Annotated in this window: 23 protein-coding genes; 13 read left to right on the top strand and 10 right to left on the bottom strand. The window is 63.3% G+C overall.

What is annotated here, in order from left to right; all coding sequences use genetic code 11:
- Positions 1 to 11 precede the first annotated feature (11 nt).
- Together serB and V7N12_RS01045 are read left to right on the top strand one after the other, a co-directional pair.
- Positions 12 to 887 (top strand): phosphoserine phosphatase SerB, encoded by an 876-nt coding sequence (serB, locus tag V7N12_RS01050; RefSeq protein WP_333712033.1) that lies wholly within the window; start codon positions 12 to 14, stop codon positions 885 to 887.
- 38 nt (positions 888 to 925) lie between these two features.
- Positions 926 to 2,047: a trans-sulfuration enzyme family protein gene (locus V7N12_RS01045; RefSeq protein WP_333712032.1), complete on the top strand. Its 1,122-nt coding sequence runs from the start codon at positions 926 to 928 to the stop codon at positions 2,045 to 2,047.
- Here the strand turns inward: V7N12_RS01045 and V7N12_RS01040 are convergent.
- Together V7N12_RS01040 and V7N12_RS01035 are read right to left on the bottom strand one after the other, a co-directional pair.
- Positions 2,044 to 2,418: a rhodanese-like domain-containing protein gene (locus V7N12_RS01040; protein ID WP_333712031.1), complete on the bottom strand. Its 375-nt coding sequence runs from the start codon at positions 2,416 to 2,418 to the stop codon at positions 2,044 to 2,046. The two genes, V7N12_RS01045 and V7N12_RS01040, sit on opposite strands and share 4 nt — an antisense overlap.
- A 183-nt stretch (positions 2,419 to 2,601) precedes the next feature.
- The gene (locus tag V7N12_RS01035) at positions 2,602 to 3,288 is read right to left on the bottom strand and encodes a response regulator transcription factor (protein ID WP_333712030.1); all 687 of its coding nucleotides are present in this window, start codon (positions 3,286 to 3,288) and stop codon (positions 2,602 to 2,604) included.
- 158 nt (positions 3,289 to 3,446) lie between these two features.
- Here V7N12_RS01035 and ribA point away from each other — a divergent pair, with 158 nt between their 5' ends.
- From ribA to V7N12_RS01020, 3 genes are all read left to right on the top strand, one after another.
- Positions 3,447 to 4,520: a GTP cyclohydrolase II gene (gene ribA, locus V7N12_RS01030; protein ID WP_333712029.1), complete on the top strand. Its 1,074-nt coding sequence runs from the start codon at positions 3,447 to 3,449 to the stop codon at positions 4,518 to 4,520.
- Between the two features lie 150 nt (positions 4,521 to 4,670).
- A complete protein-coding gene (locus V7N12_RS01025; RefSeq protein ID WP_333712028.1) occupies positions 4,671 to 5,165 on the top strand; it encodes a L,D-transpeptidase family protein in 495 nt (164 codons plus the stop codon).
- A 68-nt stretch (positions 5,166 to 5,233) separates the two neighbouring features.
- Positions 5,234 to 5,716: an RNA pyrophosphohydrolase gene (locus V7N12_RS01020; protein WP_333712027.1), complete on the top strand. Its 483-nt coding sequence runs from the start codon at positions 5,234 to 5,236 to the stop codon at positions 5,714 to 5,716.
- A gap of 3 nt (positions 5,717 to 5,719) precedes the next feature.
- Here V7N12_RS01020 and V7N12_RS01015 read toward each other — a convergent pair whose 3' ends face one another.
- The 4 genes from V7N12_RS01015 to V7N12_RS01000 all read right to left on the bottom strand — a co-directional run bounded on the left by V7N12_RS01015 (position 5,720) and on the right by V7N12_RS01000 (position 11,250).
- Positions 5,720 to 6,907 carry a lytic murein transglycosylase gene (locus tag V7N12_RS01015; protein ID WP_333712026.1) on the bottom strand — a complete coding sequence of 396 codons (1,188 nt, stop codon included), beginning with the start codon at positions 6,905 to 6,907 and terminating at the stop codon, positions 5,720 to 5,722.
- A gap of 102 nt (positions 6,908 to 7,009) precedes the next feature.
- Entirely contained in the window at positions 7,010 to 9,265 is a 2,256-nt protein-coding gene (rnr, locus tag V7N12_RS01010; protein WP_333712025.1) for a ribonuclease R, read from the bottom strand.
- An 81-nt stretch (positions 9,266 to 9,346) separates the two neighbouring features.
- A complete protein-coding gene (gene dapE, locus V7N12_RS01005; protein ID WP_333712024.1) occupies positions 9,347 to 10,489 on the bottom strand; it encodes a succinyl-diaminopimelate desuccinylase in 1,143 nt (380 codons plus the stop codon).
- A 23-nt stretch (positions 10,490 to 10,512) separates the two neighbouring features.
- On the bottom strand, positions 10,513 to 11,250 hold the full coding sequence (locus V7N12_RS01000) for a heme-dependent oxidative N-demethylase family protein (protein WP_333712023.1): 738 nt from the start codon (positions 11,248 to 11,250) through the stop codon (positions 10,513 to 10,515).
- 83 nt (positions 11,251 to 11,333) lie between these two features.
- On the opposite strand from V7N12_RS01000, the gene V7N12_RS00995 reads away from it, so the two are divergent.
- Positions 11,334 to 11,729, top strand: a complete 396-nt coding sequence (locus tag V7N12_RS00995) for a hypothetical protein (RefSeq protein WP_333712022.1) — start codon at positions 11,334 to 11,336, stop codon at positions 11,727 to 11,729.
- Here the strand turns inward: V7N12_RS00995 and V7N12_RS00990 are convergent.
- From V7N12_RS00990 to dapD, 3 genes are read right to left on the bottom strand one after another with little or no spacing between them, the layout of a single operon-like run.
- Positions 11,706 to 12,059, bottom strand: coding sequence for a hypothetical protein (locus tag V7N12_RS00990; RefSeq protein ID WP_333712021.1), 354 nt, complete (start codon positions 12,057 to 12,059; stop codon positions 11,706 to 11,708). The genes V7N12_RS00995 and V7N12_RS00990 overlap by 24 nt on opposite strands.
- Positions 12,056 to 12,337 carry a hypothetical protein gene (locus tag V7N12_RS00985; protein WP_333712020.1) on the bottom strand — a complete coding sequence of 94 codons (282 nt, stop codon included), beginning with the start codon at positions 12,335 to 12,337 and terminating at the stop codon, positions 12,056 to 12,058. The genes V7N12_RS00990 and V7N12_RS00985 overlap by 4 nt, the downstream gene beginning before the upstream one ends.
- A 6-nt stretch (positions 12,338 to 12,343) precedes the next feature.
- A complete protein-coding gene (gene dapD / locus V7N12_RS00980; RefSeq protein ID WP_333712019.1) occupies positions 12,344 to 13,174 on the bottom strand; it encodes a 2,3,4,5-tetrahydropyridine-2,6-dicarboxylate N-succinyltransferase in 831 nt (276 codons plus the stop codon).
- A 141-nt stretch (positions 13,175 to 13,315) separates the two neighbouring features.
- Between dapD and V7N12_RS00975 the strand changes: the two genes are divergently transcribed.
- Together V7N12_RS00975 and V7N12_RS00970 are read left to right on the top strand one after the other, a co-directional pair.
- Complete coding sequence (locus V7N12_RS00975; protein ID WP_333712018.1) at positions 13,316 to 14,161, top strand: TIGR00730 family Rossman fold protein; 846 nt, start codon at positions 13,316 to 13,318, stop codon at positions 14,159 to 14,161.
- Between the two features lies 1 nt (position 14,162).
- Positions 14,163 to 14,648: a gluconokinase gene (locus V7N12_RS00970; RefSeq protein ID WP_333712017.1), complete on the top strand. Its 486-nt coding sequence runs from the start codon at positions 14,163 to 14,165 to the stop codon at positions 14,646 to 14,648.
- Here the strand turns inward: V7N12_RS00970 and V7N12_RS00965 are convergent.
- A complete protein-coding gene (locus V7N12_RS00965; protein ID WP_333712136.1) occupies positions 14,631 to 15,635 on the bottom strand; it encodes a LacI family transcriptional regulator in 1,005 nt (334 codons plus the stop codon). The genes V7N12_RS00970 and V7N12_RS00965 overlap by 18 nt on opposite strands.
- Positions 15,636 to 15,878: 243 nt before the next feature.
- Here V7N12_RS00965 and V7N12_RS00960 point away from each other — a divergent pair, with 243 nt between their 5' ends.
- The 5 genes from V7N12_RS00960 to V7N12_RS00940 form a co-directional block, all read left to right on the top strand.
- On the top strand, positions 15,879 to 17,105 hold the full coding sequence (locus V7N12_RS00960; RefSeq protein ID WP_333712016.1) for an ABC transporter substrate-binding protein: 1,227 nt from the start codon (positions 15,879 to 15,881) through the stop codon (positions 17,103 to 17,105).
- Positions 17,106 to 17,211: 106 nt separating this feature from the next.
- Entirely contained in the window at positions 17,212 to 18,141 is a 930-nt protein-coding gene (locus V7N12_RS00955) for a carbohydrate ABC transporter permease (protein ID WP_333712015.1), read from the top strand.
- A gap of 7 nt (positions 18,142 to 18,148) precedes the next feature.
- Positions 18,149 to 19,051: a carbohydrate ABC transporter permease gene (locus V7N12_RS00950; protein WP_333712135.1), complete on the top strand. Its 903-nt coding sequence runs from the start codon at positions 18,149 to 18,151 to the stop codon at positions 19,049 to 19,051.
- A gap of 3 nt (positions 19,052 to 19,054) precedes the next feature.
- Positions 19,055 to 20,134 (top strand): ABC transporter ATP-binding protein, encoded by a 1,080-nt coding sequence (locus tag V7N12_RS00945; protein ID WP_333712013.1) that lies wholly within the window; start codon positions 19,055 to 19,057, stop codon positions 20,132 to 20,134.
- Positions 20,131 to 21,711 (top strand): glycoside hydrolase family 2 protein (locus V7N12_RS00940; RefSeq protein WP_333712012.1); only part of this gene is annotated, 1,581 nt, incomplete at its 3' end. The genes V7N12_RS00945 and V7N12_RS00940, both read left to right, overlap by 4 nt.

Here is a 21,711-nt window from a genome sequence, read left to right as displayed (position 1 = left end):
GAGAGACCGGCATGTATGTCGTCACCTTGATCACCACCCCGCAGGAACGCAGGCTAGACCGTGCCTTGGTCGACAATCTGCGCAATGCATGGGGGGGCGGTGATGTGGTCTGGCTTGCCATCGACGAAGCTGCGGAATTCGCCATTCCCACGGCGCCCGAAAATCAATGGCAGGTCTGGCAAGACCTGCAACAGGGCTGCGTCGATCTGGTTGTGCAGCCCGCCGCAGGCCGCCGCAAGAATATGCTGCTGGCCGATATGGACAGCACGATGATCCGGCAGGAATGTATCGACGAACTGGCCGCCGAAGCGGGCGTGGGCGAAAGGGTCGCGGCGATCACCGCACGTGCCATGAATGGCGAGCTTGATTTCGAAGAGGCCCTGATCGAACGGGTGGGCCTTTTGCGCGACCTGCCCGAAAGCATCATCGAAGAGGTGCTGGACCAGCGGATCAGCTACATGCCCGGCGGCCACGAACTGGTGAGCACCATGAAGGCGCATGGTGCCTATGCCGCCCTTGTCTCGGGCGGGTTCACGGCCTTTACCAGCCGCGTCGCCGCCGCTTTGGGCTTCGATGAAAACCGCGCGAATACCCTGCTGGTCGCCGATGGGAAACTGAGCGGCGCCGTGGCGCGTCCGATTCTCGGCAAGGCCGCCAAGGTGCAGGCACTGGAAGAGATCACCGCGCGGCTTGGCATTGCCGAAACCGATGTGCTGGCCGTGGGCGATGGCGCAAACGATCTGGGGATGCTCACGCGGGCCGGCACCGGGGTCGCGTTGCACGCCAAACCCGTCGTGCAGGCCGCTTGCGATATCCGCATCAATCACGGCGATCTGACGGCACTTCTTTATCTGCAAGGCTACGGGCGCGACGCATTCGTCACCTGAGGCTTGCCTGCCCGCAGCGCCGCTTCAACAAGGTGTCCATGGACCACAAAGACAAACCCGCGACCATCGCCGCACATGCCGCAGGCGCCATCGATCCGCAGTCCGGTGGCGTGGTGCCCGCACTCCAGCCTTCGACCACGTTCCTGCGGGACGAGGGTTACAATCTCGTCCGCCCCGACAATCTTTATTCACGCCCCGACTCCGACAACCTGCGGCAGGCGGAAGAGGTCATTCGCAGGCTCGAAGGGGCAGAGGAAACGATGCTTTTCCCCTCGGGTATGGCCGCGACTGCCGCTGTGCTTCAGACCCTGCCGAACGCGGCCCATGTCGTGGTTCAGGCGGGGATATACTATGGCACCACGGCTTGGGTCCGCGAATTCTGCACAAGGCGCGGCCTGACCCTGAGCGAAGTTCCAGCCGAGGATCTGGTCGCGCATTGTCGGGCGCATCGGGCGGACCTCGTCCATATCGAGACCCCCTCGAACCCGTGGCTGAAGTCGGTCGATATCGCTGCGGTGAAAGCCGCGACAGGCGGGATCCTGGTCGTCGATGCAACCGCCGCCACGCCGATCCTGACCCGCGCGCTGGATTTCGGCGCGGATATCGTGATGCACTCGGCCACCAAGGCGATCAACGGGCATTCGGACGTGCTGGCGGGCGTTCTGTCAACGCGGGATGCCTCATCGCCTGTTTGGAAGACCATCCGCAACGACCGCAAGATGGCTGGCGCAATCCTCGGTCCGTTCGAGGCCTGGCTTCTGACCCGCGCCATGCGGACCCTGCCGTTACGGGTGGAACGGATGAGCTGGAATGCGCAAAGGCTGGCCGAATTTCTGCTGGCCCATGATCAGGTCGCGGATGTCTTCTACCCCGGCCTGCCGCATCATGCAGGCCACGCCATCGCGCAAAAACAGATGACAGGCGGCTTCGGCAGCCTGATGTCCGTCTTGGTCAAGGGCGATCGGGAACGGGCACTTGCCGTCACCGGCAAGCTGCGGCTGTTCCTGAGTGCGACGTCACTGGGCAGTGTCGAAAGCCTTGTGGAACACCGGCACACCATCGAGCCGCATACCGGGATCCCTGAAAATCTGATCCGCGTCTCGGTCGGGATCGAGGATATCGACGATCTGACCGCGGATTGGGCGCAGGCGCTGGCCTAATCCTCGGTCGGGCCGCCTGCGTCTTTCCACGCGGAAAAACCACCGATGTTGGTCACATCGGTATAGCCCATGTCCATTAGCGTCTTGCCCGCAAGGGCGGCCTGACCGCCCGCCCCGCAGATCAGATAGATTGCGGCATCCTTTTGCAGCACGTCGTTGTAGAAAGGCGTTTCGGGATCGGCGGTGAACTCCATCATGCCACGGGCAATGCGGTGCGCGCCCTTGATCGTGCCCGATTTGGCAATCGCGCCGCTGTCACGCACGTCGATGAAGACCCCACCGCCCGCGTTGTATCTTGCAATGGCGTCCTCTGGCCCCAAGCGCGGCACGACGGCATTCGCTTCGTCCATGAAGTCTTTGGCGGTTTTCATTGCTGTCTCCCAAATGGCTTTGACCCCAACTTAAGCACTCGCGGGCAAATGACCAGCACAGAAAAAAGCCCGGGCGCAAGGCCCGGGCAAGTCCAACAGGGAGGTGAAGATATAACCCGATCTTCAGCGGGAACTTGGGAACCGGCGGCCAGCAAGGGGAAGCACAGGGCCGCCGGAAAGCACTTATGCCACCAGTCTATATCCACCCGATTCGGTAACAAGAAGGCGGGCATTGGACGGATCTGGTTCTATTTTTTGACGAAGACGGTAAATATGTGTCTCCAATGTGTGCGTGGTCACACCGGCATTGTAGCCCCAGACCTCGTGCAGCAGCACGTCGCGGGCGACGACCCCTTCGGTCGCGCGATAAAGGAACTTGAGGATATTCGTCTCTTTTTCGGTCAGACGGATCTTCTTGTCATCCTCGGTCACCAGCAGTTTCTGCGCAGGTTTGAACGTGTAGGGCCCAAGCTGGAAAATGGCGTCTTCCGACTGTTCATGGGTGCGCAACTGGCTGCGGATACGGGCCAGCAGAACCGGAAACTTGAAGGGTTTGCTGACATAGTCATTGGCGCCCGCATCAAGGCCAAGGATGGTGTCCGCGTCGCTGTCCTGTGCGGTCAGCATCACGATCGGACATTTGATGCCCTGTTTGCGCAGCAGGCGGCACAACTCGCGCCCGTCGGTGTCCGGCAGGCCCACGTCGAGGATCATCAGGTCATAAAGACCCTCTTTCGCCTTCACCATGGCGCTGGCGCCGTCGTCGGCCTCGAAAACGTCGAAGTCTTCGGTCATCAGCAATTGTTCGCCCAGCGCCTCGCGCAGGTCGTCGTCATCGTCCACCAGCAAAATCTTCTTCAACTGTGCCATGTGCGCCTTTCCTCCGTCTTGCGTGTAACATTTGTGGTGTTGCTACGTGATCAACAAGTCAGGTGATGATCGTTTCACACGGACGTGTGATTTGACGGGCAATTGTTTCACTTGGCGGCGGAAACGGCTATCAGGTGAAACAAACAGAAAGGTGCACGATGGGTTTTTCCCCCGACATAACCGAGCGTCTGGCCCGTGCCCGGGCCGACCTGCGCATGGGTGTGCCCATCGTTCTGGAAGGCGGCGCGATCATCTTTGCGGTCGAGACACTGGATGCGGTGCGTTTTGCCGACCTGCGCGCGATGGGGATGCCCGTGCTTGCGATCACCTCGTGGCGGGCCGAGACACTGAAGGCCCGCGCCTATGACGGTGATCTGGCGCGGGTGGCCTTGCCGCAGGATGCGACGCTTGCATGGGTGCAGGCGGTTGCCGATCCCGCCGACGATCTGCGCAACCCGATGAAGGGCCCCTTGCAGACCGTGCGCGACGGGTCCGCCGATCTGCACCGCGCGGCCATCGCGCTTGTGAAGTCCGCGCGCCTGTTGCCTGCCGCCTTGGTGATGCCTGTCGCAAATGCGCAGGCCTTTGCGCTGGATCACAACCTGACCATGGTGCCCGAGGCTGCGACCCGCGACACAGCCCTCAGCCCCTTGCGTCCCATCGTGAACGCGCGCCTGCCGCTCGAGGTTTCCGAGGCGGGCCGTCTGCACATTTTCCGCCCCGATGACGGCGGCGAGGAACATTACGCCGTCGAGATCGGCCAGCCCGACCGCAGCAAGCCGGTCCTGTCGCGGCTGCACTCGGCCTGTTTCACCGGCGATCTGCTGGGGTCGCTGAAATGCGATTGCGGCCCGCAGTTGCGTGGCGCGCTGGCGCAGATGGGCGCGGAAGGGGCAGGGGTGCTGCTTTACCTCAATCAGGAAGGGCGCGGGATCGGTCTGGCCAACAAGATGCGGGCCTATTCCTTGCAGGATCAGGGGTTCGACACGGTCGAGGCCAACCACCGGCTGGGGTTCGAGGATGACGAGCGCGATTTCCGCATCGGTGCCGACATCCTGCGGCGGATGGGGTTTTCGCAGGTGCGCCTTTTGACCAACAACCCCGCCAAGGTGGACCGGATGAACGCCTGCGGGCTGCAGGTGGTCGCGCGTGTCCCCCTGAAAGTGGGCGAGAACCGGCACAACCATCATTATCTGGCGACCAAGGCGGCGAAGTCGGGGCATTTGCTATAGTCGGGCAATGGGATTTTCGGGACCGAAAGCGCGTCTTTGGCTGTCTGCGCTCTTTGCCCTTGCGGCATCCCGCGGGCTAGGCATCATGACCGGCGCGCAGGCAGGGCTGCGTTGCACCCTATCCGACCCGCTGCCACTGGATCGACAGCCATGAAACCCACCGACCTTGTCCTGACCCCGACCCATCTGCGGTTCATGAACCGCCGCTTTCCCTGCACCATCGGGCGCGGTGGGCTGACCGCGCGCAAGCGCGAAGGCGACGGCGCGACGCCGCGTGGCACGCACCGAATCGTCGGGATGCTCTACCGTCCCGACCGGATGGAGCGCCCTGCCGATTGGGCCCTGCCGATCGGTCCCTCTGATCTGTGGTCCGACGACCCGGCGCACGAGGATTACAACCTGATGGTCCGCGCGCCTTATCCCCACAGTCACGAACGGCTGCGCCGGCCTGATCCGATGTATGATCTGGTCATCCTGACGGACTGGAATTGGCCCTATGCGGTGAAGGGGCGCGGCTCGGCGATTTTCATACACCAGTGGCGCGGGCCGGGGCGGCCGACGGCGGGTTGCATCGCCGTCCGGCGCGACCATCTGACATGGATCGCTGCAAGGATCCGGCACGAGACGCGGCTGGTCATCGCCTGAGCTTGCAGGCTTGCCTAACCGCCTTGCACACCGCAAAAGGGAAAGCAGACCCAAGTTGAAGGCCGCCCATGTCCCCTGAAGAGATCGCGAAACTCCCCTATCGGCCTTGCGTCGGCATCATGCTGGCCAACCGCGACGGCAAGGTCTTCGTCGCCCAGCGCCGCGACCGTGACACGGATGCATGGCAGATGCCGCAAGGCGGTGTCGACAAGGGCGAAGACCTGCGCGACGCCGCCCTGCGCGAGCTGTTCGAGGAAACCAGCATCCCCGCGACCCGCGTGATGATCGAGGCCGAGACCGCCGGAATGATCCCCTACGACATCCCGCACGATCTGGTCCCGAACATCTGGGGCGGGCGCTATCGCGGGCAGGCGCAGAAGTGGTTTCTGATGCGGTATCAGGGCACCGACGACCAGATCGACCTCGACACCGACCATCCCGAATTCACGGCTTGGAAATGGATGGATGCGGGCGATCTTGTCGCCAATATCGTGCCCTTCAAGCGCGCGGTCTATGAACAGGTGCTTGCCGCGTTCCGCGACAGGCTCTGACCGCTACCGCAGACGTTCCAGCAACCCGACCGAGGGATGCCCGTCCGGGATCAGCCCCTGACTGCGCTGGTAGGCGCGGATCGCCGCACGCGAGTTCGGCCCGATCCGCCCATCGACCCCTTGGGTCGAGAACCCCGCATTGGTCAGCCGCTGCTGCAACGCGATCCGCTCGGCGCGGTTCAGGCCCCGTTCACCGGCGGGCCACGGGGTGCGCAAGGGTCCGGCACCCCTGATCCGGTCGGCCAGATGGCCGACGCCGATGATATAGGCCTCGGCGTTGTTGTAGCGCGCGATGACATCGTAGTTGCGGAAGATCAGGAAGGCCGGACCGCCCGCGCCGGTCGGCGTGATCAGATCGGCGTTGCCATAATTCGGCACCGCGCGCGCATCGACGCCGACAACGCCTTGCGCCGCCCAGTCCGATGGCGCGCGCGTCACCGCCCGGCCGGTCTGGTTAAAGTCGAACCCGCGCGGCAGGATCACCTCGACCCCCCAGGGCTGGCCGCGTTGCCAGCCGAAGCGCCGGAAATAGGCAGCGGTCGAGGCGAGCGCGTCGCTGGGGTCATCCGCCCAGATATCGCGCCGCCCGTCACCGGTGAAATCGACGGCATAAGCTTCATAAGATGTGGGAATGAACTGCGTGTGGCCCATCGCCCCCGCCCATGATCCGGTCATGTTGCGCGGGGCGACATCGCCGTTTTGCAGGATGCGCAAGGCCGCGATCAACTGGCTTTCGAAGAACTGCCCGCGCCGCCCGTCATAGGCCAGCGTGGCCAGCGTCGAGATCAGCGGCACATCACCCCGGCGCTGGCCATAGTTGCTTTCCATCCCCCAGACCGAGGTGACGACATGCCCCTCGACCTCGAAACGCCGGTCGATGGCCGCAAGGACACCGGCATGGCGCTGCACGTTCTCGCGACCGTTGCTGACCCGTGCATCCGAGACCGCCGTCGCCATGTAGTCGGCCAAGGGCCTGACGAATTCGGCCTGATTGCGGTCGCGCTCGATGCTGTCGGGCAGATAGCGCACATCTGCGAAAGCCGCATCAAGGGTCCGGTCGGTGATCCCCGCCGCCCGTGCGCGTCCGCGAAACCCCGCGATCCATCGCTGGAACCCGTCGGCCTGTGCGGCTGTGGTCGTTGCGATAACCGCCCCCGTCACGGCGCCAATGATCATCGTCCTGCGTTGCATCTGCCTGCTCCTCTGGTTTTTTTCTCATCATAGCCGAAGCCATGGCGCCGCAACATCACAACTGCGTAGCGGCGCGGGAAACCGCCGGTTTTCCGGTCGGGACTATTTCCGCGTCCGCTTGACCTTGCGCGCGGTCTTGGCGGCGGCCTTGCGGGCGGCCCCTTGCTTGCGGCGGGGCGGCTTGCCGCGGCCCACCGAAGGGCCGCGCGGCATGATGCGGTCGTCCAGCGCGACCAGTTCGACGATCAGCCCGCCGGTGGTCGGTGCGACCTCGGCCAGTTTCACGGTCGCGCGTTGACCCAGCCCGATGACGGTGCCGGTATCGGACCCCATCAGCGTCTGGCTGTCCGCGTCATAGTGGAAATACTCGCGCCCCAAGGTCCGGATCGGGATCATCGCATCCGCGCCGGTTTCATCCAGTTTCACGAAGACCCCGAATTTCGCGATCCCGCTGATTTTGCCCGTCAGTTCGGCCCCCACGCGATCGGACAGGAAGGCCGCCAGATAGCGGTCGGTCGTGTCGCGTTCCGCCGCCATCGAGCGGCGCTCGGTATCGCTGATCTGTTTGGCGGTATCGGCGAGGTTCTCGACGTCCCAAGGGCTGAGGCCATCGTGACCCCAGCCGTGGGCGGCGATCAGCGCGCGATGCACGATCAGGTCGGCATAGCGCCGGATGGGCGAGGTGAAATGCGCATAGGACCGCAGGGCAAGGCCGAAGTGCCCGAAGTTGTCGGGGCTGTAATAGGCCTGCGTCATGGCGCGCAAGGTGGCCATGTTGATCATCTCGTCGTTCTCGGTGCCCTCGGCCCCGCGCAAGAGCTGGTTCAGATGCGCGGTCTTCAGCACCTGCCCCTTGGCGAGGTTCAGGCCCGAGGCTTGCGCGACCTCGCGCAGCGCCTCCAGCCTGTCGGGATCGGGTTCTTCGTGCACGCGAAACAGCAGCGGGGATTTCTTGGCAATCAGCGTCTCGGCGGCGGCGACATTGGCCAGCACCATGAATTCCTCGATCAGCCGGTGCGCGTCCAGCCGTTCCTTGAAGCGGACCGAGGTCACCTTGCCCTTGTCGTCCAGCACGATCTGGCGTTCCGGCAGGTCGAGGTCCAGCGGCTGCCGCCGCGCGCGCGCCTGCGTCAGCGCCGCAAAGGCGCCGTAAAGCGGGGTGATGATCCCGTCCATCAGCGGGGCGACCTTGTCGCTTGGTTGCCCGTCGACGCCTGCCTGCACCTCTTCATAATTCAGCGAGGCGACGGACCTCATCAGCCCGCGATGGAACTGGTGGTCGATCTTGTTGCCTGCCGCATCGATCCGCATTTCGACGGCAAGGCAGGCGCGTTCGACCCCTTCGTGCAAAGAGCAAAGGTCGCCCGACAGCCGGTCCGGCAGCATCGGCACGACGCGGTCGGGGAAGTAGGTGGAGTTGCCGCGCTTGCGCGCCTCGCGGTCGAGCGCGGCACCGGGGCGCACGTAATGCGCCACATCAGCAATCGCGACCCAGATGATATGGCCGCCTGCGTTTTTCGGATCGGTATCCGGCAGGACAAGGCAGGCGTCGTCGCGGTCACGCGCATCCCATGGGTCGATGGTGATCAGCGGCAGGTCGCGCAGGTCGCGACGCTTGCCCAGGGGCGCTGCTTCGGCCCGTGCGGCCTCTTCTACGACCTCATCGGGAAAGTGATCGGGGATGCCGTGCTGGTGAATGGCGATCAGTGAAACCGCGCGCGGCGCTGTCGGGTCGCCCAGCCGCGCGACGATCCGCGCCTTGGGCAGACCCAAGCGGCCCTTGGGGCCGGCCTGTTCCGCCTCGACCAATTCGCCATCCTTGGCCCCGCCTGTTGCCCCTGCGGCGACCGTCCATTGCTTGTCCGCGCCCTTGTCGATGGGCAGGATGCGTCCGCCTTCGGACCCTGCACGGAAGATGCCGACAATCCGCAAGGGGTTCGCACCGATCCGGCGGATCATGCGGGCGGTGTGGGAATGATCCTCGGTCTTGTCGACGGTCAGGCGGCCGAGGATACGGTCGCCCGCGCCCAAGGCCGGATCGCTTTCGCGCAGCAGCATCAGGATACGCGGCTCGGCCCCTTCGCCGGTCCATTCCAGCGGGCGCGCGAAGATGTCGCCGTCGGCATCGGGGGCCATGATTTCCAGCACTGCAACGGGGGGCAGTTCCTCGGCGTCGCGATAGGAGGACCGGCGCTTGGCGAGCTTGCCGTCGTCTTGCAATTCGCGCAGGGCGCGCTTGAGATCGATCCGCGCCGCCCCCTTGATGCCGAAGGCCTTCGCGATATCGCGTTTCGCGGTCTTGGTGGGGTTCGCGAAAATCCAGTCGAGGATTTCGGACTTCGAGGGGATACGTGTCATGCTATCGCCGTATCACGCCCCCCGAAGGCCGCCAATTTCTTTCGCAGAAATTGGTCCAGAGTTTTCCAAAACGCCGGGTCTCTAGCCGAAATAGTCGCGCAGGATACGGGCATAGATCGCCTTGAGCTGTCGGATTTCGTCCACCTTCACCCTTTCGTCCACCTGATGCATCGTCTTGCCCGTCAGGCCGAATTCGACGACCGGGCAATGATCCTTGACGAACCGCGCGTCCGAGGTGCCGCCGGAGGTCGAGAGTGCGGGTTTTACCCCTGTCTCGGCCTCGACCGCCTTGCCGACCAGATCGGACAGCGCGCCCGGCGGGGTGACAAAGCTTTCGCCGGATACCTTGACCCGCATCGCGACCTGCACGCCGAAGTCGGCGGCGACCTTGTCGGCCTCGCCTTGCATCCACGCGGTCAGGGCTGCGCTGTCATGGGCATCGTTGAAGCGGATGTTCACGGTCGCGTGGGTCTGCGCGGGGATCACGTTGGTCGCGGGATTGCCGGTGTCGATGGTCAGCACCTGTAGCGAGGAGGGATCGAAATGGTCGGTCCCCTCATCCAGCGCGCGGGACGACAGCGCATCCATCAGCCGCGCCATCGCGGGCATCGGGTTTCTGGCGCGATGCGGATAGGCCGCATGTCCCTGCACGCCGGTCACGGTGAAAAAGGCCGCCATCGACCCGCGCCGCCCGATCTTCATCGCTTCGCCCATGACATCGGGGCAGGTCGGCTCGCCCACCAGACAGATGCTCATCCTCTCGCCATTGGCGGCCATCCAGTCAAGAAGAGCGGTCGTGCCGTCGGTCGCGTCACCTTCTTCGTCGCCGGTGATCGCAAGGATGATCGCCCCGTCGGGCGGGGTCTCGGCCACAAAGTCAATCGCGGCAGCGGCAAAGGCCGCAACGCCCGATTTCATGTCCGTCGCGCCGCGCCCAAAGAGATACCCGTCCTTGATCTGCCCCCCGAAGGGCGGCATGGTCCATGCAGCCTCGTCCCCCAAGGGCACCACATCGGTATGACCGTTGAAGCCGAAGGTCCGGTTCGCCCCCTGCCGCCCCCAGCGGGCAAAGAGGTTCGCCACCCCGCCCCGATCCACGCGGGTGCAGTGAAAGCCGCCCTCGGTCAGCACCTTTTCGAGATGCACCAGCGCACCGCCTTCCGCGGGCGTGATCGAGGGGCAGCGGACCAGATCGGCGGTCAGGGCAACGGGATCGACAGGCATGGGGTAGCTCCTTTGCCCCATGGCTAGCGGGGTGGGGCGGGGGATGCAATCGCGGGGTCACCTACGACATAGGTATGGATGGTAAAGACCACCGCCTGCGTGCGTGGCAGGCGCAGGATGCATTGCCGTTCTGACCGGTGATAGGGGCGGGGGGCGTCGGGGTCCTGCCTTACGGGCTGGTGCAGATCGGGGTCGGCATAGCGCAGGCGGTTGAACCGCCAAAGCGGGCGACCCACCTGCACCCCGTCGAAAAGACGTTGCACGCGGGCGGCGATATTGCCGTCATAGGCGGGCACGGGATCGTGGATCGTGGTCAGCGGACGGCCCACCTTGTCGGCCAGTCGCCAGCTTGCCGGAAAGCACAAGGCAGCACCGGTCAGCACATGCTCGGATCCGCGTTTTTCAAGGATGCAAAGGTCCTCTTGCACCAGATGGCCAAGGGTCAGCAGGGGCGCATTGCGGTCGATTTGCACTTCGCGCCCGTCGGGGCATCCGACCGTGCCGCCCGCGACGGTGAACCCCTTGACCGGCAGGATCGCCAGCGTTTCTTCCAGCAGCTCGCGCGCGGGGTCCAGCGCATCGTCAGGCGCAAAAAGCACCGCCGCGCGCTTGTCCCGCAGCAATGCGGCGCGATAGGCCATTTGCGGGGCATAGACCTCATCCACGCGCAGCCAGTCGTCCGGATCGCAGGGCCGCGTGCCCGGAAGGGCCGCGTTTCCCGTGAGGGCTTCGGGGATGGCAGAGTGCAGAATGACAGACATATCGCATTATCGGTCGGCAATACGGCAATGGCCAGCCGCCAAATCATGCTTGAGCGGCGCTTACGCCCGTGCAAGACATGCCCATGATCTATGTCGCCGTCACACCGTCTTCCGTATGGATTGTCCTGATCTTGGCGGGGCTTGCCGTGCTGGTCATGCAGCGACCCAAGGGATCAACCGTCCACAATGTCGCGCTGATTATCGCCATCGCGCAGGCCGCCGTCGCCTTCCTGGCAATCTGGGCCACGGCGGATTATGCCATTGGCAGTTTGGCATGCATGGTCGGTTACACCGGGTCGCGGATCATGGTGATGGTGCTGCTTGCCGTGATCGGAACGCTGGCCACTTTCCTGCTTGCAGCGCGGCAGGCGACGGTTCGGTTGCTGGCAAAGCGCAAGGGCTTTACCGCCGCCTTCGCGATCCTGCAACTGCTGACCCTTGGTGCCACCTACCGGTCAGCCCTGGTCTGCACCGTCTGAAACCGGATCATCGAAGAACGGCGTCATCTGCGCCACGATCACGCTGTTTTCGTCCAGCGCGCGCTGCATCAGCGCCTGTTCGTCATCGTCGATGTCGTGCCCTTCGGCCAGCCGTTCCGCCAGCGTGCCGTAGCCCGAGACATCCAGCGGTGCCAGGTCCGCCTGCTTGAGGATCGCCACCGTTTCGCGCACCGCCTCGGCCTCGTCCACGCCGCTGGCATAGCACATCAGGGCGGCCCCGGTGGCACCCTCTGGCAGGCCATCGCCTGCATTGCGGCCGACCTCGACCAGCAGCGTGTAGACCTGATGGGGCTTCTTGGGCTTGTTCATTCGGTTTCGTCCTCTTCCCAGCGCGACCGGACCGCCCAGATCGTCGAGACGATGATCACGATCTGCAAGGGCGCATAGATCACCACCATCAGGAACAGGATGCGCCAGAACAGCGAGAGGTTCATGATGATCGTGGCCGACACCGCAGGCAGGAACAGCCATGCAAGGATCAGGCCGATCACCAGCACGTCGAAGACGACCGGCAGCCACGCCGCCTTGAACGAGGGCCGCACCCCCGCCTTGATCCGCCTGCGGGCAAGGATGCGGCTGAGGATCATGGCGCGTCAGTCCCGCAGCAACTCGTTGATGGCGGTTTTCGAGCGGGTCTTTTCGTCCACGCGCTTGACGATCACCGCGCAGTAGAGATTGATGTTGTTCTTGGACGGCATCGACCCTGCGACGACCACCGAATAGGGCGGCACTTCGCCATAGATGACCTCGCCGGTGTCGCGGTCGACGATCTTGGTCGATTTGCCGATGAAGACACCCATGCCAAGCACCGCGCCTTCGCGGACGATGCAGCCTTCGACCACCTCGGAACGGGCGCCGATAAAGCAGTTGTCCTCGATGATGGTGGGACCCGCCTGCATCGGTTCCAGCACACCGCCGATGCCGACACCACCCGACAGATGCACGTTCTTGCCGATCTGCGCGCAGGACCCGACGGTCGCCCATGTGTCGACCATCGTGCCCTCATCCACATAAGCGCCGAGGTTCACGAAAGACGGCATCAGCACGACACCGGGCGCGATATAGGCGGACTTGCGCACCACGCAGTTCGGCACCGCACGGAAACCGGCGGCCTTCCAGTCCTTCTTCTTCCATCCGGCAAACTTGCTGTCGACCTTGTCCCACCAGCCGCCGCCCTGCGGGCCGCCTGTCTGCGGTTCCATATCCTTGATCCGGAAACCCAAGAGGACCGCCTTCTTGGCCCATTGGTTCACATGCCAGCTGCCATCCGCCTGCTTTTCCGCCACCCGCAGTTTCCCGCGATCGAGCGCGTTCAGCGTTTCCTCGATCGCCTCGCGGGTCTTGCCCTTGGTGGCAGAGGTGACCGTATCGCGCGCCTCCCAGGCGGCTTCGATGGCGATTTCAAGCGCGGCGTTGTCGGTCATGTCACGGTCCTCAGGCTATCTGCGACCTGCCATATGAAAACAGCGGACACTTGGCAATCCGTCGCAGTCCGATAGCGCGCATGATTGCATCTTGGGGCCGCACAGGGTTTGGTGGGCCACAAGGAGAAGTGAGGCACCCCGATGAAAGACGATCCCGTCCATCCGCTGCGCGACAGCCATCAGGACCGCGAGGCGGTCACCCGTTACCCCGATACGCCGCAGACCCGGTCACCGACCTATGCGCTGGCCTTTGCCGATCCCGATTTCCTCTGCCGTGAGGAACTGCGGCCAGTGCGGTTGCAACTGGAACTGCTCAAGCCCGAGATGCTGATGAACGAGGCGGGGGTGGATTCGACCGTGGTCCTGTTCGGCGGGGCGCGGATACCGGAACCGGGCAAGAAGGACACCGCGCGCACGCAGACCCTTGCGGACCTGTCGCGCTACTACGACGAGGCGCGGGAATTCGCGCGGCTGATGACCGAACGCTCGCTGGCCTCGGGCGGGCGCAAGGACATCATCGTCACCGGCGGCGGACCCGGCGTGATGGAGGCGGGAAACCGTGGCGCCGAAGAGGCGGGCGGGCGGTCCATCGGGCTGAACATCGTGCTGCCGCACGAACAGGCGCCCAATCCTTACGTCACGCCTGCGCTGTGTTTCAATTTCCACTACTTCGCGATCCGCAAGATGCACTTCCTGACCCGCGCCTCGGCCATTTGCATCTTTCCGGGCGGGTTCGGCACGCTGGATGAAACATTCGAAGCATTGACCCTGATCCAGACCGGCCGGATGGCGCGCGTGCCCTTCCTGCTGTTCGGCCGCGCCTTCTGGGAAAAGATCATCAACTGGGAGGCGCTGGCCGAGGCGGGGACAATCTCGGCCGAAGACCTGACGCTCTTCCGGTTCGTCGAAACGGCGCAAGAGGCGATCGACGCCATCGACACATGGGAAGGCAAGGGCGAACGCCGCGGTCAGATCCCGGGGCGTTAGGATGCAGCGCGCGTTCATGGTGATGGGTGTGTCCGGTTGCGGCAAATCCACGGTTGGTGCCGCCTTCGCCAAATCCATCGGCGGGCGTTTTCTGGACGGCGACGACTACCACCCGCAAAGCAACGTCGATCACATGGCGGCAGGGCACCCGCTGACCGACGAGATGCGATGGCCATGGCTGGACCTGCTGTCGCAGGCCGTCAACGCCGCGCGCGCGCATTCGGATACGGTCTTCGCCTGTTCCGCCCTGCGCCGGTCCTACCGCAATTACCTGCGCCAGCGCATCCCCGAACTGCGGGTGATCTATCTCGACGCCCCGCGCGATCTGGTGGCCGCGCGTCTGTCTGTCCGCAGCGACCACTTCATGCCTGCGTCGCTGCTGGACAGCCAGTTCGCCACGCTTCAGGTGCCGGCGATGACCTTCGCCACCCTGCGGATCGACCAAAGCGTCGATGACATGGTGGCGCAGCTAGGACGCCTCGTCTGACGGGACCTCGAGGCCCTGCAACGGCGGCGCATCCGGTTGGCGGATCGCCTGCATGGCGGCCTTGGCAAGGAAAGCACCGGCGGTGCCGACCTCTTCGGACACCGTCAGGATGTCCTTCCGGAACAGGCGCAGGAACGGCACGGCCTCTTTCGAGAAGACGTCGATGGTGTCGCCGACGGTGCGGCCCCTCGCCTCGATGGCGGCGACGGCGGCCATGGCGGAAGAGGTCGAGGCCGTCAGGATCGCATCAATCGACGGGTCCGCCTGCAGCCGTGCGATGACATGATCGACGACATCGCGACTGGGCGAATCGCTGGTGACGCCTTCTGCGATGACGACCTGCGCACCGGAAGTCTTGGCGGCTTCGCGCACGCCTGCCACCAGATGCCGCGCATAGGCCTGCGTCTGTGGTGGTGCGACGACATAGATGTTGCCGCGTCCGCGTCCGGTCAGCCGCTTGGCGGCAATGGACCCGAAGGCATGGTTGTCGAAATCGAAATAGGGGTGCTGGTCGGCCCAATCCGTGCGCCCGTGCGTGGCGAAGGGAAAGCCGCGCTCCATCAGATAGGCGACGCGCGGGTCCTGGGGCTCGATCTGGTTCATGATGATGGCGTCGGCCGATCCGGTCTCGACGATATAGCGGACAGGCACCATCGGGTCCTGATCGGGGAAGTAGGGTGTCACGATCAGGTGATAAGGCGTGTTCCGCAGCCCGCCCGCGACCGAGGCGATCAGCCGCGCGGTGTGGTTCATCATGTCATGCTCGGTCGACATCACCAGACTGATCACGTTCGTGCGCCCGGTGCGCAGACGCACGCCCGCACGGTTCGGGACATAGCCGATCTCGGCGGCGATCTTGCGGATCAGTCGCTTGGTCTCGGCGCCGATGTCGGGCGCATCATTCAGCGCGCGCGAAACCGTCGGCACCGCAAGTCCGCTGATTCGCGAAATCGTCTTGAGGGTCGGCTTTTTCGTTAGCGATAACATCGCTTGCGTTGCCGCAGGGGTTTGCTTTGCGTCTGTCATGTCTTTTCGCACCTTTTCGGCAGTGCCTTCGGACCTCTGAAATTTCACCGGAAAGCAGGATGCATCTCGGCAAAAATATCCTAACAACAAAGCGTTATGCGGTGCCGTAGCGATTTTTCCCAGTCTGCAGAAATTGTCTTGCTAGGTCAATCTAAATCGTTATAGGCTCTTCTACAACGATTTAGAACCAGGGAGGAGAAGATCGTGAAATTGTCAACCAAACTGCTGGCGGCAACCGCACTCGTCAGCGCATCCGCGGCATCTGCCGTTGAGCTTGAAGTCACCCATTGGTGGACATCCGGTGGCGAAGCCGCCGCTGTTGCGAAGTTCGCCGAGGCCTGGAACGCGACCGGCAATACATGGCTGGACGGCGCGATCGCCGGTTCCGGCGGCACCGCCCGCCCGATCATCATTTCCCGCATTCTGGGCGGCGACCCGATGGCCGCGACCCAGTTGAACCACGGCCGTCAGGCCGAGGAACTGATCGAGGCCGGCCTGATGCTGGACCTGACCGATGTGGCGGAAGCCGGCGGATGGACAGACATCGTCAACCCGTCCTCGCTTCTGGACAGCTGCACGCTGGATGGCCGCATCTACTGCGTGCCGGTCAACATCCACTCGGCGCAGTGGCTGTGGCTGAGCCATGAAGCCTATGAAAAGGCCGGGCTGGACGTGCCGACCGACTGGAACGAATTCGTCGATTCCGCCCCTGCACTCGAAGCGGCGGGCGTGATCCCGCTGGCCATGGGTCAGCAGGGCTGGCAGCAGAACCTTGCCTTCGGCGCGATCACCCTTGCGGTGGCGGGTCTTGATGACTGGCGCGAAGTGACCGTGAACAAGAATGCCGATGTCGCCGCAGGCCCAAGCTATGCCGCCGTATTCGAGGCGGCCGCCGATGCCCGCGAACTGGCCCGCAGCAGCACCGTTCAGGACTGGAACCAGGCCACCAACCTTGTGATCACCGGTCAGGCCGGTGCGCAACTGATGGGTGACTGGGCGCAGGGCGAATTCGCCGTCGCAGGTGCGGTCGAGGGTCAGGATTACTCCTGCCTGCCCGGTCTGGGGCTGAACGCCATCCTCGATACGGGCGGTGACGCCTTCTACTTCCCGCTCAACAGCGATCCCGAGATCACAGCCGCCCAGAAAGAACTGGCCGCCCTGCTGATCTCGCCCGAGGTTCAGGTGGCCTTCAACCTTGCCAAAGGCTCGCTGCCTGTGCGGGGTGACATCGACATGTCCGCCGCCAACGGCTGCATGCAGAAGGGTCTCCAGATTCTGGCAGACGGTGGCATCCTGCCATCGGGCGACCAGTCGCTCTCGGCTGATACGCAAACCCAGATCGAAGACCTGATGGCGCAGTTCTGGACGTCGGATATGTCTGCTGCCGAAGCGCAGGAGAAATACGCCGCGATCATCGCAAGCGCTGACTAAGCACTCCTCCCAGATGGCCTGCGGCGCCCTGCGCGTCGTGGGCCTTTTGGGCAATTGACGTCAATCCGGCACAAGATCGGATCAAAAGCCAAAAAGGGGGGATGCCATGTCAGTGGCCGATGAACGGGTGGCCCTGTCCGCCACCAGCGGTGCCAAGCGCCCGATACGCCTTTTCCGGAATATGTCCGCCAAGATCGCTTCGATCCCGATGATCCTGACCGCACTTTGCGTCTTCGTCGGTGGAACCGCATGGACGGTCATCTATTCTTTCACCAACTCACGGATGCTGCCGCGCGAGACCTTCGTCGGCTTCGACCAATACGTGCGCCTTTGGTCGACCGACCGCTGGATCATCTCGATCAAGAACCTTGCCATCTACGGCGTCTGTTCGATGATCCTGACGCTGGTCATCGCCTTCTGCCTTGCGGCCTGCCTTGACAGGAAGATCCGGTTTGAAAGCGCGTTCCGCACGATCTTTCTCTATCCCTTCGCGCTGTCCTTCGTCGTGACAGGCCTGGCGTGGCAGTGGATCCTGAACCCGCAGTTCGGCATGCAGAACGTGGTGCGAAGCTGGGGCTGGGAAAGCTTCACCTTCGATCCGCTCAACAACCCCGATATCGTGATGTTCGGCCTGCTGATCGCGGGTCTCTGGCAGGGGACGGGTCTGATCATGTGCATCATGCTGGCCGGCCTGCGCGGCATCGACGAGGATATCTGGAAGGCCGCCAAGGTCGACGGGATCGGCACGATCAAGACCTATGTGGTCGTGATCATCCCGATGATGCGGCCTGTCTTCATCACCTCGCTGGTGCTGATCGCATCGGGCATCATCAAGCTTTACGACCTTGTCGTCGCCCAGACGGGCGGTGGCCCGGGCCTCAGTTCCGAAGTGCCCGCGAAGTATGTGATCGAATACATGTTCCGCGCGCAGAACCTCGGGCAGGGCTTTGCGGCCTCGACCATGATGCTCTGCTCGGTGGTGATCATCCTGATCCCTTGGGCTTACCTGGAATTCGGAGGCAAGAAACGTGGCTGATACAACCATGCACGCAGGCGCTGCCGCCTTCAGCGGTCCGAAGGGGCCGAAACCGAAACGGCGGTTCAGCCGTGCGAATATCTTCCTTTACGGCACGTTGATCCTCGTCAGTATGTATTACCTGCTGCCGCTCTACGTGATGATCGTGACCTCGCTGAAAGGGATGCCCGAGATCCGTCTGGGCAATGTCTTCGGCCCGCCATTGGAAGTCACCTTCGAGCCATGGGTCAAGGCATGGTCGCAGGCCTGCACAGGGCTTGACTGCACAGGGCTGTCGAAAGGGTTCTGGAATTCGGTGCAGATCCTGATCCCGTCGGTGGTGCTGTCCATCGCCATCGCGTCCGTCAACGGTTACGCGCTGTCCTTGTGGAAGTTCAAAGGGTCCGAGGTCTTCTTCACCATCCTGATCATCGGGGCCTTCATTCCCTACCAGACGATGCTTTACCCCATCGTGATCATGCTGCGGGAAATCGGGCTGATGGGTGATCTTTGGGGGCTGGTGCTGGTGCATACGGTCTTCGGGATGCCGATCCTGACGCTGCTCTTCCGCAACTATTTCGCATCCGTGCCAGAGGAATTGTTCAAGGCCGCCCGGGTCGACGGCGCGGGGTTCTGGCAGATCTATTTCCAGATCATGTTGCCGATGGCGCTGCCGATCTTCGTCGTGGCGATCATCCTTCAGGTCACCGGTATCTGGAACGACTTCCTCTTCGGGGTGATCTACACCAAACCCGAAACCTATCCGATGACGGTCCAGCTGAACAACATCGTGAACTCGGTGCAGGGCGTCAAGGAATACAACGTCAACATGGCAGCCACGCTGCTGACCGGCCTTGTTCCGCTCGTCATCTACTTCGCCTCTGGCAAACTCTTCGTGCGCGGCATCGCTGCGGGTGCTGTGAAAGGCTGATCCATGAACCATTCTGTTGAAATCAAGAAACTCGATCTGTCGTTCGGTCCGGTCAAGGTCCTGCAGAACCTCGATCTGGACATCAACGAAGGGGAGTTCCTCGTGCTGCTGGGGTCGTCCGGTTGCGGGAAATCCACCTTGCTGAACTGCATCGCGGGCCTGCTGGAGATCACCGACGGGCAGATTTTCATCAAGGGCAACAACGTCACATGGGCCGAACCGTCCGAGCGCGGCATCGGCATGGTGTTCCAGTCCTACGCGCTTTACCCGCAAATGACGGTGCGCGGGAACCTGTCGTTCGGTCTGAAGAACGCCAAGGTGCCGAAAGCCGAGATCGACAAGCGTGTCGCCCGGGCCGCCGAGATCCTGCAGATCGAGCCGCTTCTGGACCGCAAGCCGGGGGCATTGTCGGGTGGTCAGCGCCAGCGTGTCGCCATCGGTCGCGCGCTGGTCCGCGATGTGGATGTGTTTCTCTTCGACGAACCGCTGTCGAACCTCGATGCCAAGCTGCGCGTTGACCTGCGCGTGGAACTGAAGCGGCTGCACAACCAGTTGCAGAACACCATGATCTATGTGACCCACGACCAGATCGAGGCGATGACCCTCGCCGACCGGATCGCGATCATGAAGGGGGGCAAGATCATGCAGCTTTCGTCTCCTGACGAAATCTACAACAAGCCGCGCAACCTTTATGTGGCCGATTTCATCGGCTCGCCTTCCATGAACTTCCTCGAAGGCCATCTGGAAGGCGGCAGCTTCAAGGTCGACGATATGGTCATGCCGATGACGGGTTACGAATTCGCCGCCCCGCAGACGGCCGACCGCCCTGCGATCATCGGCATCCGGCCCGAGCATGTGGTGACGGGTGAACTGGTCCCCAATGCGCCGCTGCAATATCAGGTCGATGTCGATCTGGTCGAACCCATGGGGTCCGACACGCTGGTCTATGCCAAGCTGGGCCGCCACGCCTTCCGCATCCGGATGGACGGTCAGGCCAAGGTGAGGGCGGGCGCCACGATCGCCATCGGCATCGACCCATCCAAGGCATCACTCTTCGACAAATCCACCGAGGACCGTTTGTGACACCACTGATACTGTCGGGTGACTGGTCCCTGTCGGATGACAGGGGGCAGCATACCTGCGCAATTGCTCTGCCGACGGACGGTATCACGGCCCTGCATGACGCAGGGCTGATCCCCGATCCCTATTGGGGCCGGAACGAATACGACCTGCGCTGGATCGCCGAAAGGGACTGGACGGCAGGGCGGACAGTGACGCTGGACCGGACAGAGGTGGACCTTGTCCTGTCCGGGGTCGATACGATCGTCGAGGTGCGTGTGAACGGCGCGCATGTCTTCACCTGTGATAACGCGTTCCGCACCTTCCGCATTCCGCTGGGCGGCGTGGCAAAGGTCGGCGAAAACGAGATCGCCTTGACCTTCAAGAACTCCATCGCGCATGCCGCCGCCTTGCAGGCGGGGCAGCCTTTCTACCTGCCATATCAGGAAGGCAACAACCCGATCCCCAACGTCAACCTGCTGCGCAAGCCGCAGTGCGATTACGGCTGGGACTGGAACATCGCGCTGGCCCCTTTCGGCATCTATGGCGAGATGCGGATCGAACCGGCAGATCGCCCGCGCATCGACGCGGTTCTGGTGCATCAGAAACACGACGCAGGCGGCGTCACCCTTCAGGTCACCGCCCTGACAAACCATATCGCCGACACGCTGACCTTCCAGATCGCCGGTCAGTCGGTCACCGCACCGGTCGTGAATGGGAAATGCGCGGCCTCTCTGCGCGTGCAAAGCCCCGATTTGTGGTGGCCGGCGGGGCAGGGCAAGCAGCCGCTTTATGACCTGACCGTCGCGGGTAAGGGCGTCGAAACGACCCGCAGGATCGGTTTGCGCCGGATGGAATGCGTCACCGAGCCCGACGCCTCTGGTCTGGGCTTCAAATTCCGCGTGAACGGCCGCGATATCTTTGCCAAGGGTGCCAACTGGATTCCCGCCGACGCACTGGCGGGCAGGATCACGCCCGAAAAGACCCGCGACCTGCTGCAATCCGCCGTTGACGCCAACATGAACATGATCCGCGTCTGGGGCGGTGGCCGGTATGAGGCCGACTGGTTCTATGATCTTTGCGATGAACTGGGCCTGATGGTCTGGCAGGACTTCATGTTCTCCTGCAACATCTATCCTTCGGACCGCGATTACCTTGCCAACGTGCGGGCCGAGGCGGTCGAGACTGTGCAGCGCCTGCAACACCATGCCTCGCTCGCGCTTTGGTGCGGCGACAATGAACTTGTCGGTGCCCTGACCTGGTTCGAAGAGACCCGCGCCGACCGCGACCGTTACCTTGCGAACTACGACCGACTGAACCGGACGCTGGAAGACGCGCTGCTTGCCACCGACCCCGAGGCGAACTGGTGGCCCTCTTCTCCCTGTGCGGGGCCGCTGAATTTCGCGGATACCTGGCACAATGACGGGGCGGGCGACATGCACTTCTGGTCGGTCTGGCATGAAGGCGGCGAATTCGACCATTACCGCGATGTCGCCCCGCGTTTCTGCTCGGAATTCGGGTTCCAGAGCTATCCCTCGATGACGGTGATCAACAGCTTTGCCGCGCCAAAGGACCAGAACATCGCCGCCCCCGTGCTGGAG

The organism is Yoonia sp. (genome assembly GCF_036770585.1).
Classification (GTDB): domain Bacteria; phylum Pseudomonadota; class Alphaproteobacteria; order Rhodobacterales; family Rhodobacteraceae; genus Yoonia.
Note: the sequence above shows the minus strand (reverse complement) of the source record. Positions and strands in the feature narration are given on the sequence as shown.

What these genes read in the sequence shown, in the direction of transcription:
- serB (WP_333712033.1), top strand. Translation starts at nt 12, where the DNA reads ATGTATGTCGTCACCTTGATCACCACCCCGCAGGAACGCAGGCTAGAC.
- V7N12_RS01045 (WP_333712032.1), top strand. Translation starts at nt 926, where the DNA reads ATGGACCACAAAGACAAACCCGCGACCATCGCCGCACATGCCGCAGGC.
- V7N12_RS01040 (WP_333712031.1), bottom strand. Translation starts at nt 2,418, where the DNA reads ATGAAAACCGCCAAAGACTTCATGGACGAAGCGAATGCCGTCGTGCCG.
- V7N12_RS01035 (WP_333712030.1), bottom strand. Translation starts at nt 3,288, where the DNA reads ATGGCACAGTTGAAGAAGATTTTGCTGGTGGACGATGACGACGACCTG.
- ribA (WP_333712029.1), top strand. Translation starts at nt 3,447, where the DNA reads ATGGGTTTTTCCCCCGACATAACCGAGCGTCTGGCCCGTGCCCGGGCC.
- V7N12_RS01025 (WP_333712028.1), top strand. Translation starts at nt 4,671, where the DNA reads ATGAAACCCACCGACCTTGTCCTGACCCCGACCCATCTGCGGTTCATG.
- V7N12_RS01020 (WP_333712027.1), top strand. Translation starts at nt 5,234, where the DNA reads ATGTCCCCTGAAGAGATCGCGAAACTCCCCTATCGGCCTTGCGTCGGC.
- V7N12_RS01015 (WP_333712026.1), bottom strand. Translation starts at nt 6,907, where the DNA reads ATGCAACGCAGGACGATGATCATTGGCGCCGTGACGGGGGCGGTTATC.
- rnr (WP_333712025.1), bottom strand. Translation starts at nt 9,265, where the DNA reads ATGACACGTATCCCCTCGAAGTCCGAAATCCTCGACTGGATTTTCGCG.
- dapE (WP_333712024.1), bottom strand. Translation starts at nt 10,489, where the DNA reads ATGCCTGTCGATCCCGTTGCCCTGACCGCCGATCTGGTCCGCTGCCCC.
- V7N12_RS01000 (WP_333712023.1), bottom strand. Translation starts at nt 11,250, where the DNA reads ATGTCTGTCATTCTGCACTCTGCCATCCCCGAAGCCCTCACGGGAAAC.
- V7N12_RS00995 (WP_333712022.1), top strand. Translation starts at nt 11,334, where the DNA reads ATGATCTATGTCGCCGTCACACCGTCTTCCGTATGGATTGTCCTGATC.
- V7N12_RS00990 (WP_333712021.1), bottom strand. Translation starts at nt 12,059, where the DNA reads ATGAACAAGCCCAAGAAGCCCCATCAGGTCTACACGCTGCTGGTCGAG.
- V7N12_RS00985 (WP_333712020.1), bottom strand. Translation starts at nt 12,337, where the DNA reads ATGATCCTCAGCCGCATCCTTGCCCGCAGGCGGATCAAGGCGGGGGTG.
- dapD (WP_333712019.1), bottom strand. Translation starts at nt 13,174, where the DNA reads ATGACCGACAACGCCGCGCTTGAAATCGCCATCGAAGCCGCCTGGGAG.
- V7N12_RS00975 (WP_333712018.1), top strand. Translation starts at nt 13,316, where the DNA reads ATGAAAGACGATCCCGTCCATCCGCTGCGCGACAGCCATCAGGACCGC.
- V7N12_RS00970 (WP_333712017.1), top strand. Translation starts at nt 14,163, where the DNA reads ATGCAGCGCGCGTTCATGGTGATGGGTGTGTCCGGTTGCGGCAAATCC.
- V7N12_RS00965 (WP_333712136.1), bottom strand. Translation starts at nt 15,635, where the DNA reads ATGTTATCGCTAACGAAAAAGCCGACCCTCAAGACGATTTCGCGAATC.
- V7N12_RS00955 (WP_333712015.1), top strand. Translation starts at nt 17,212, where the DNA reads ATGTCAGTGGCCGATGAACGGGTGGCCCTGTCCGCCACCAGCGGTGCC.
- V7N12_RS00950 (WP_333712135.1), top strand. Translation starts at nt 18,149, where the DNA reads ATGCACGCAGGCGCTGCCGCCTTCAGCGGTCCGAAGGGGCCGAAACCG.
- V7N12_RS00945 (WP_333712013.1), top strand. Translation starts at nt 19,055, where the DNA reads ATGAACCATTCTGTTGAAATCAAGAAACTCGATCTGTCGTTCGGTCCG.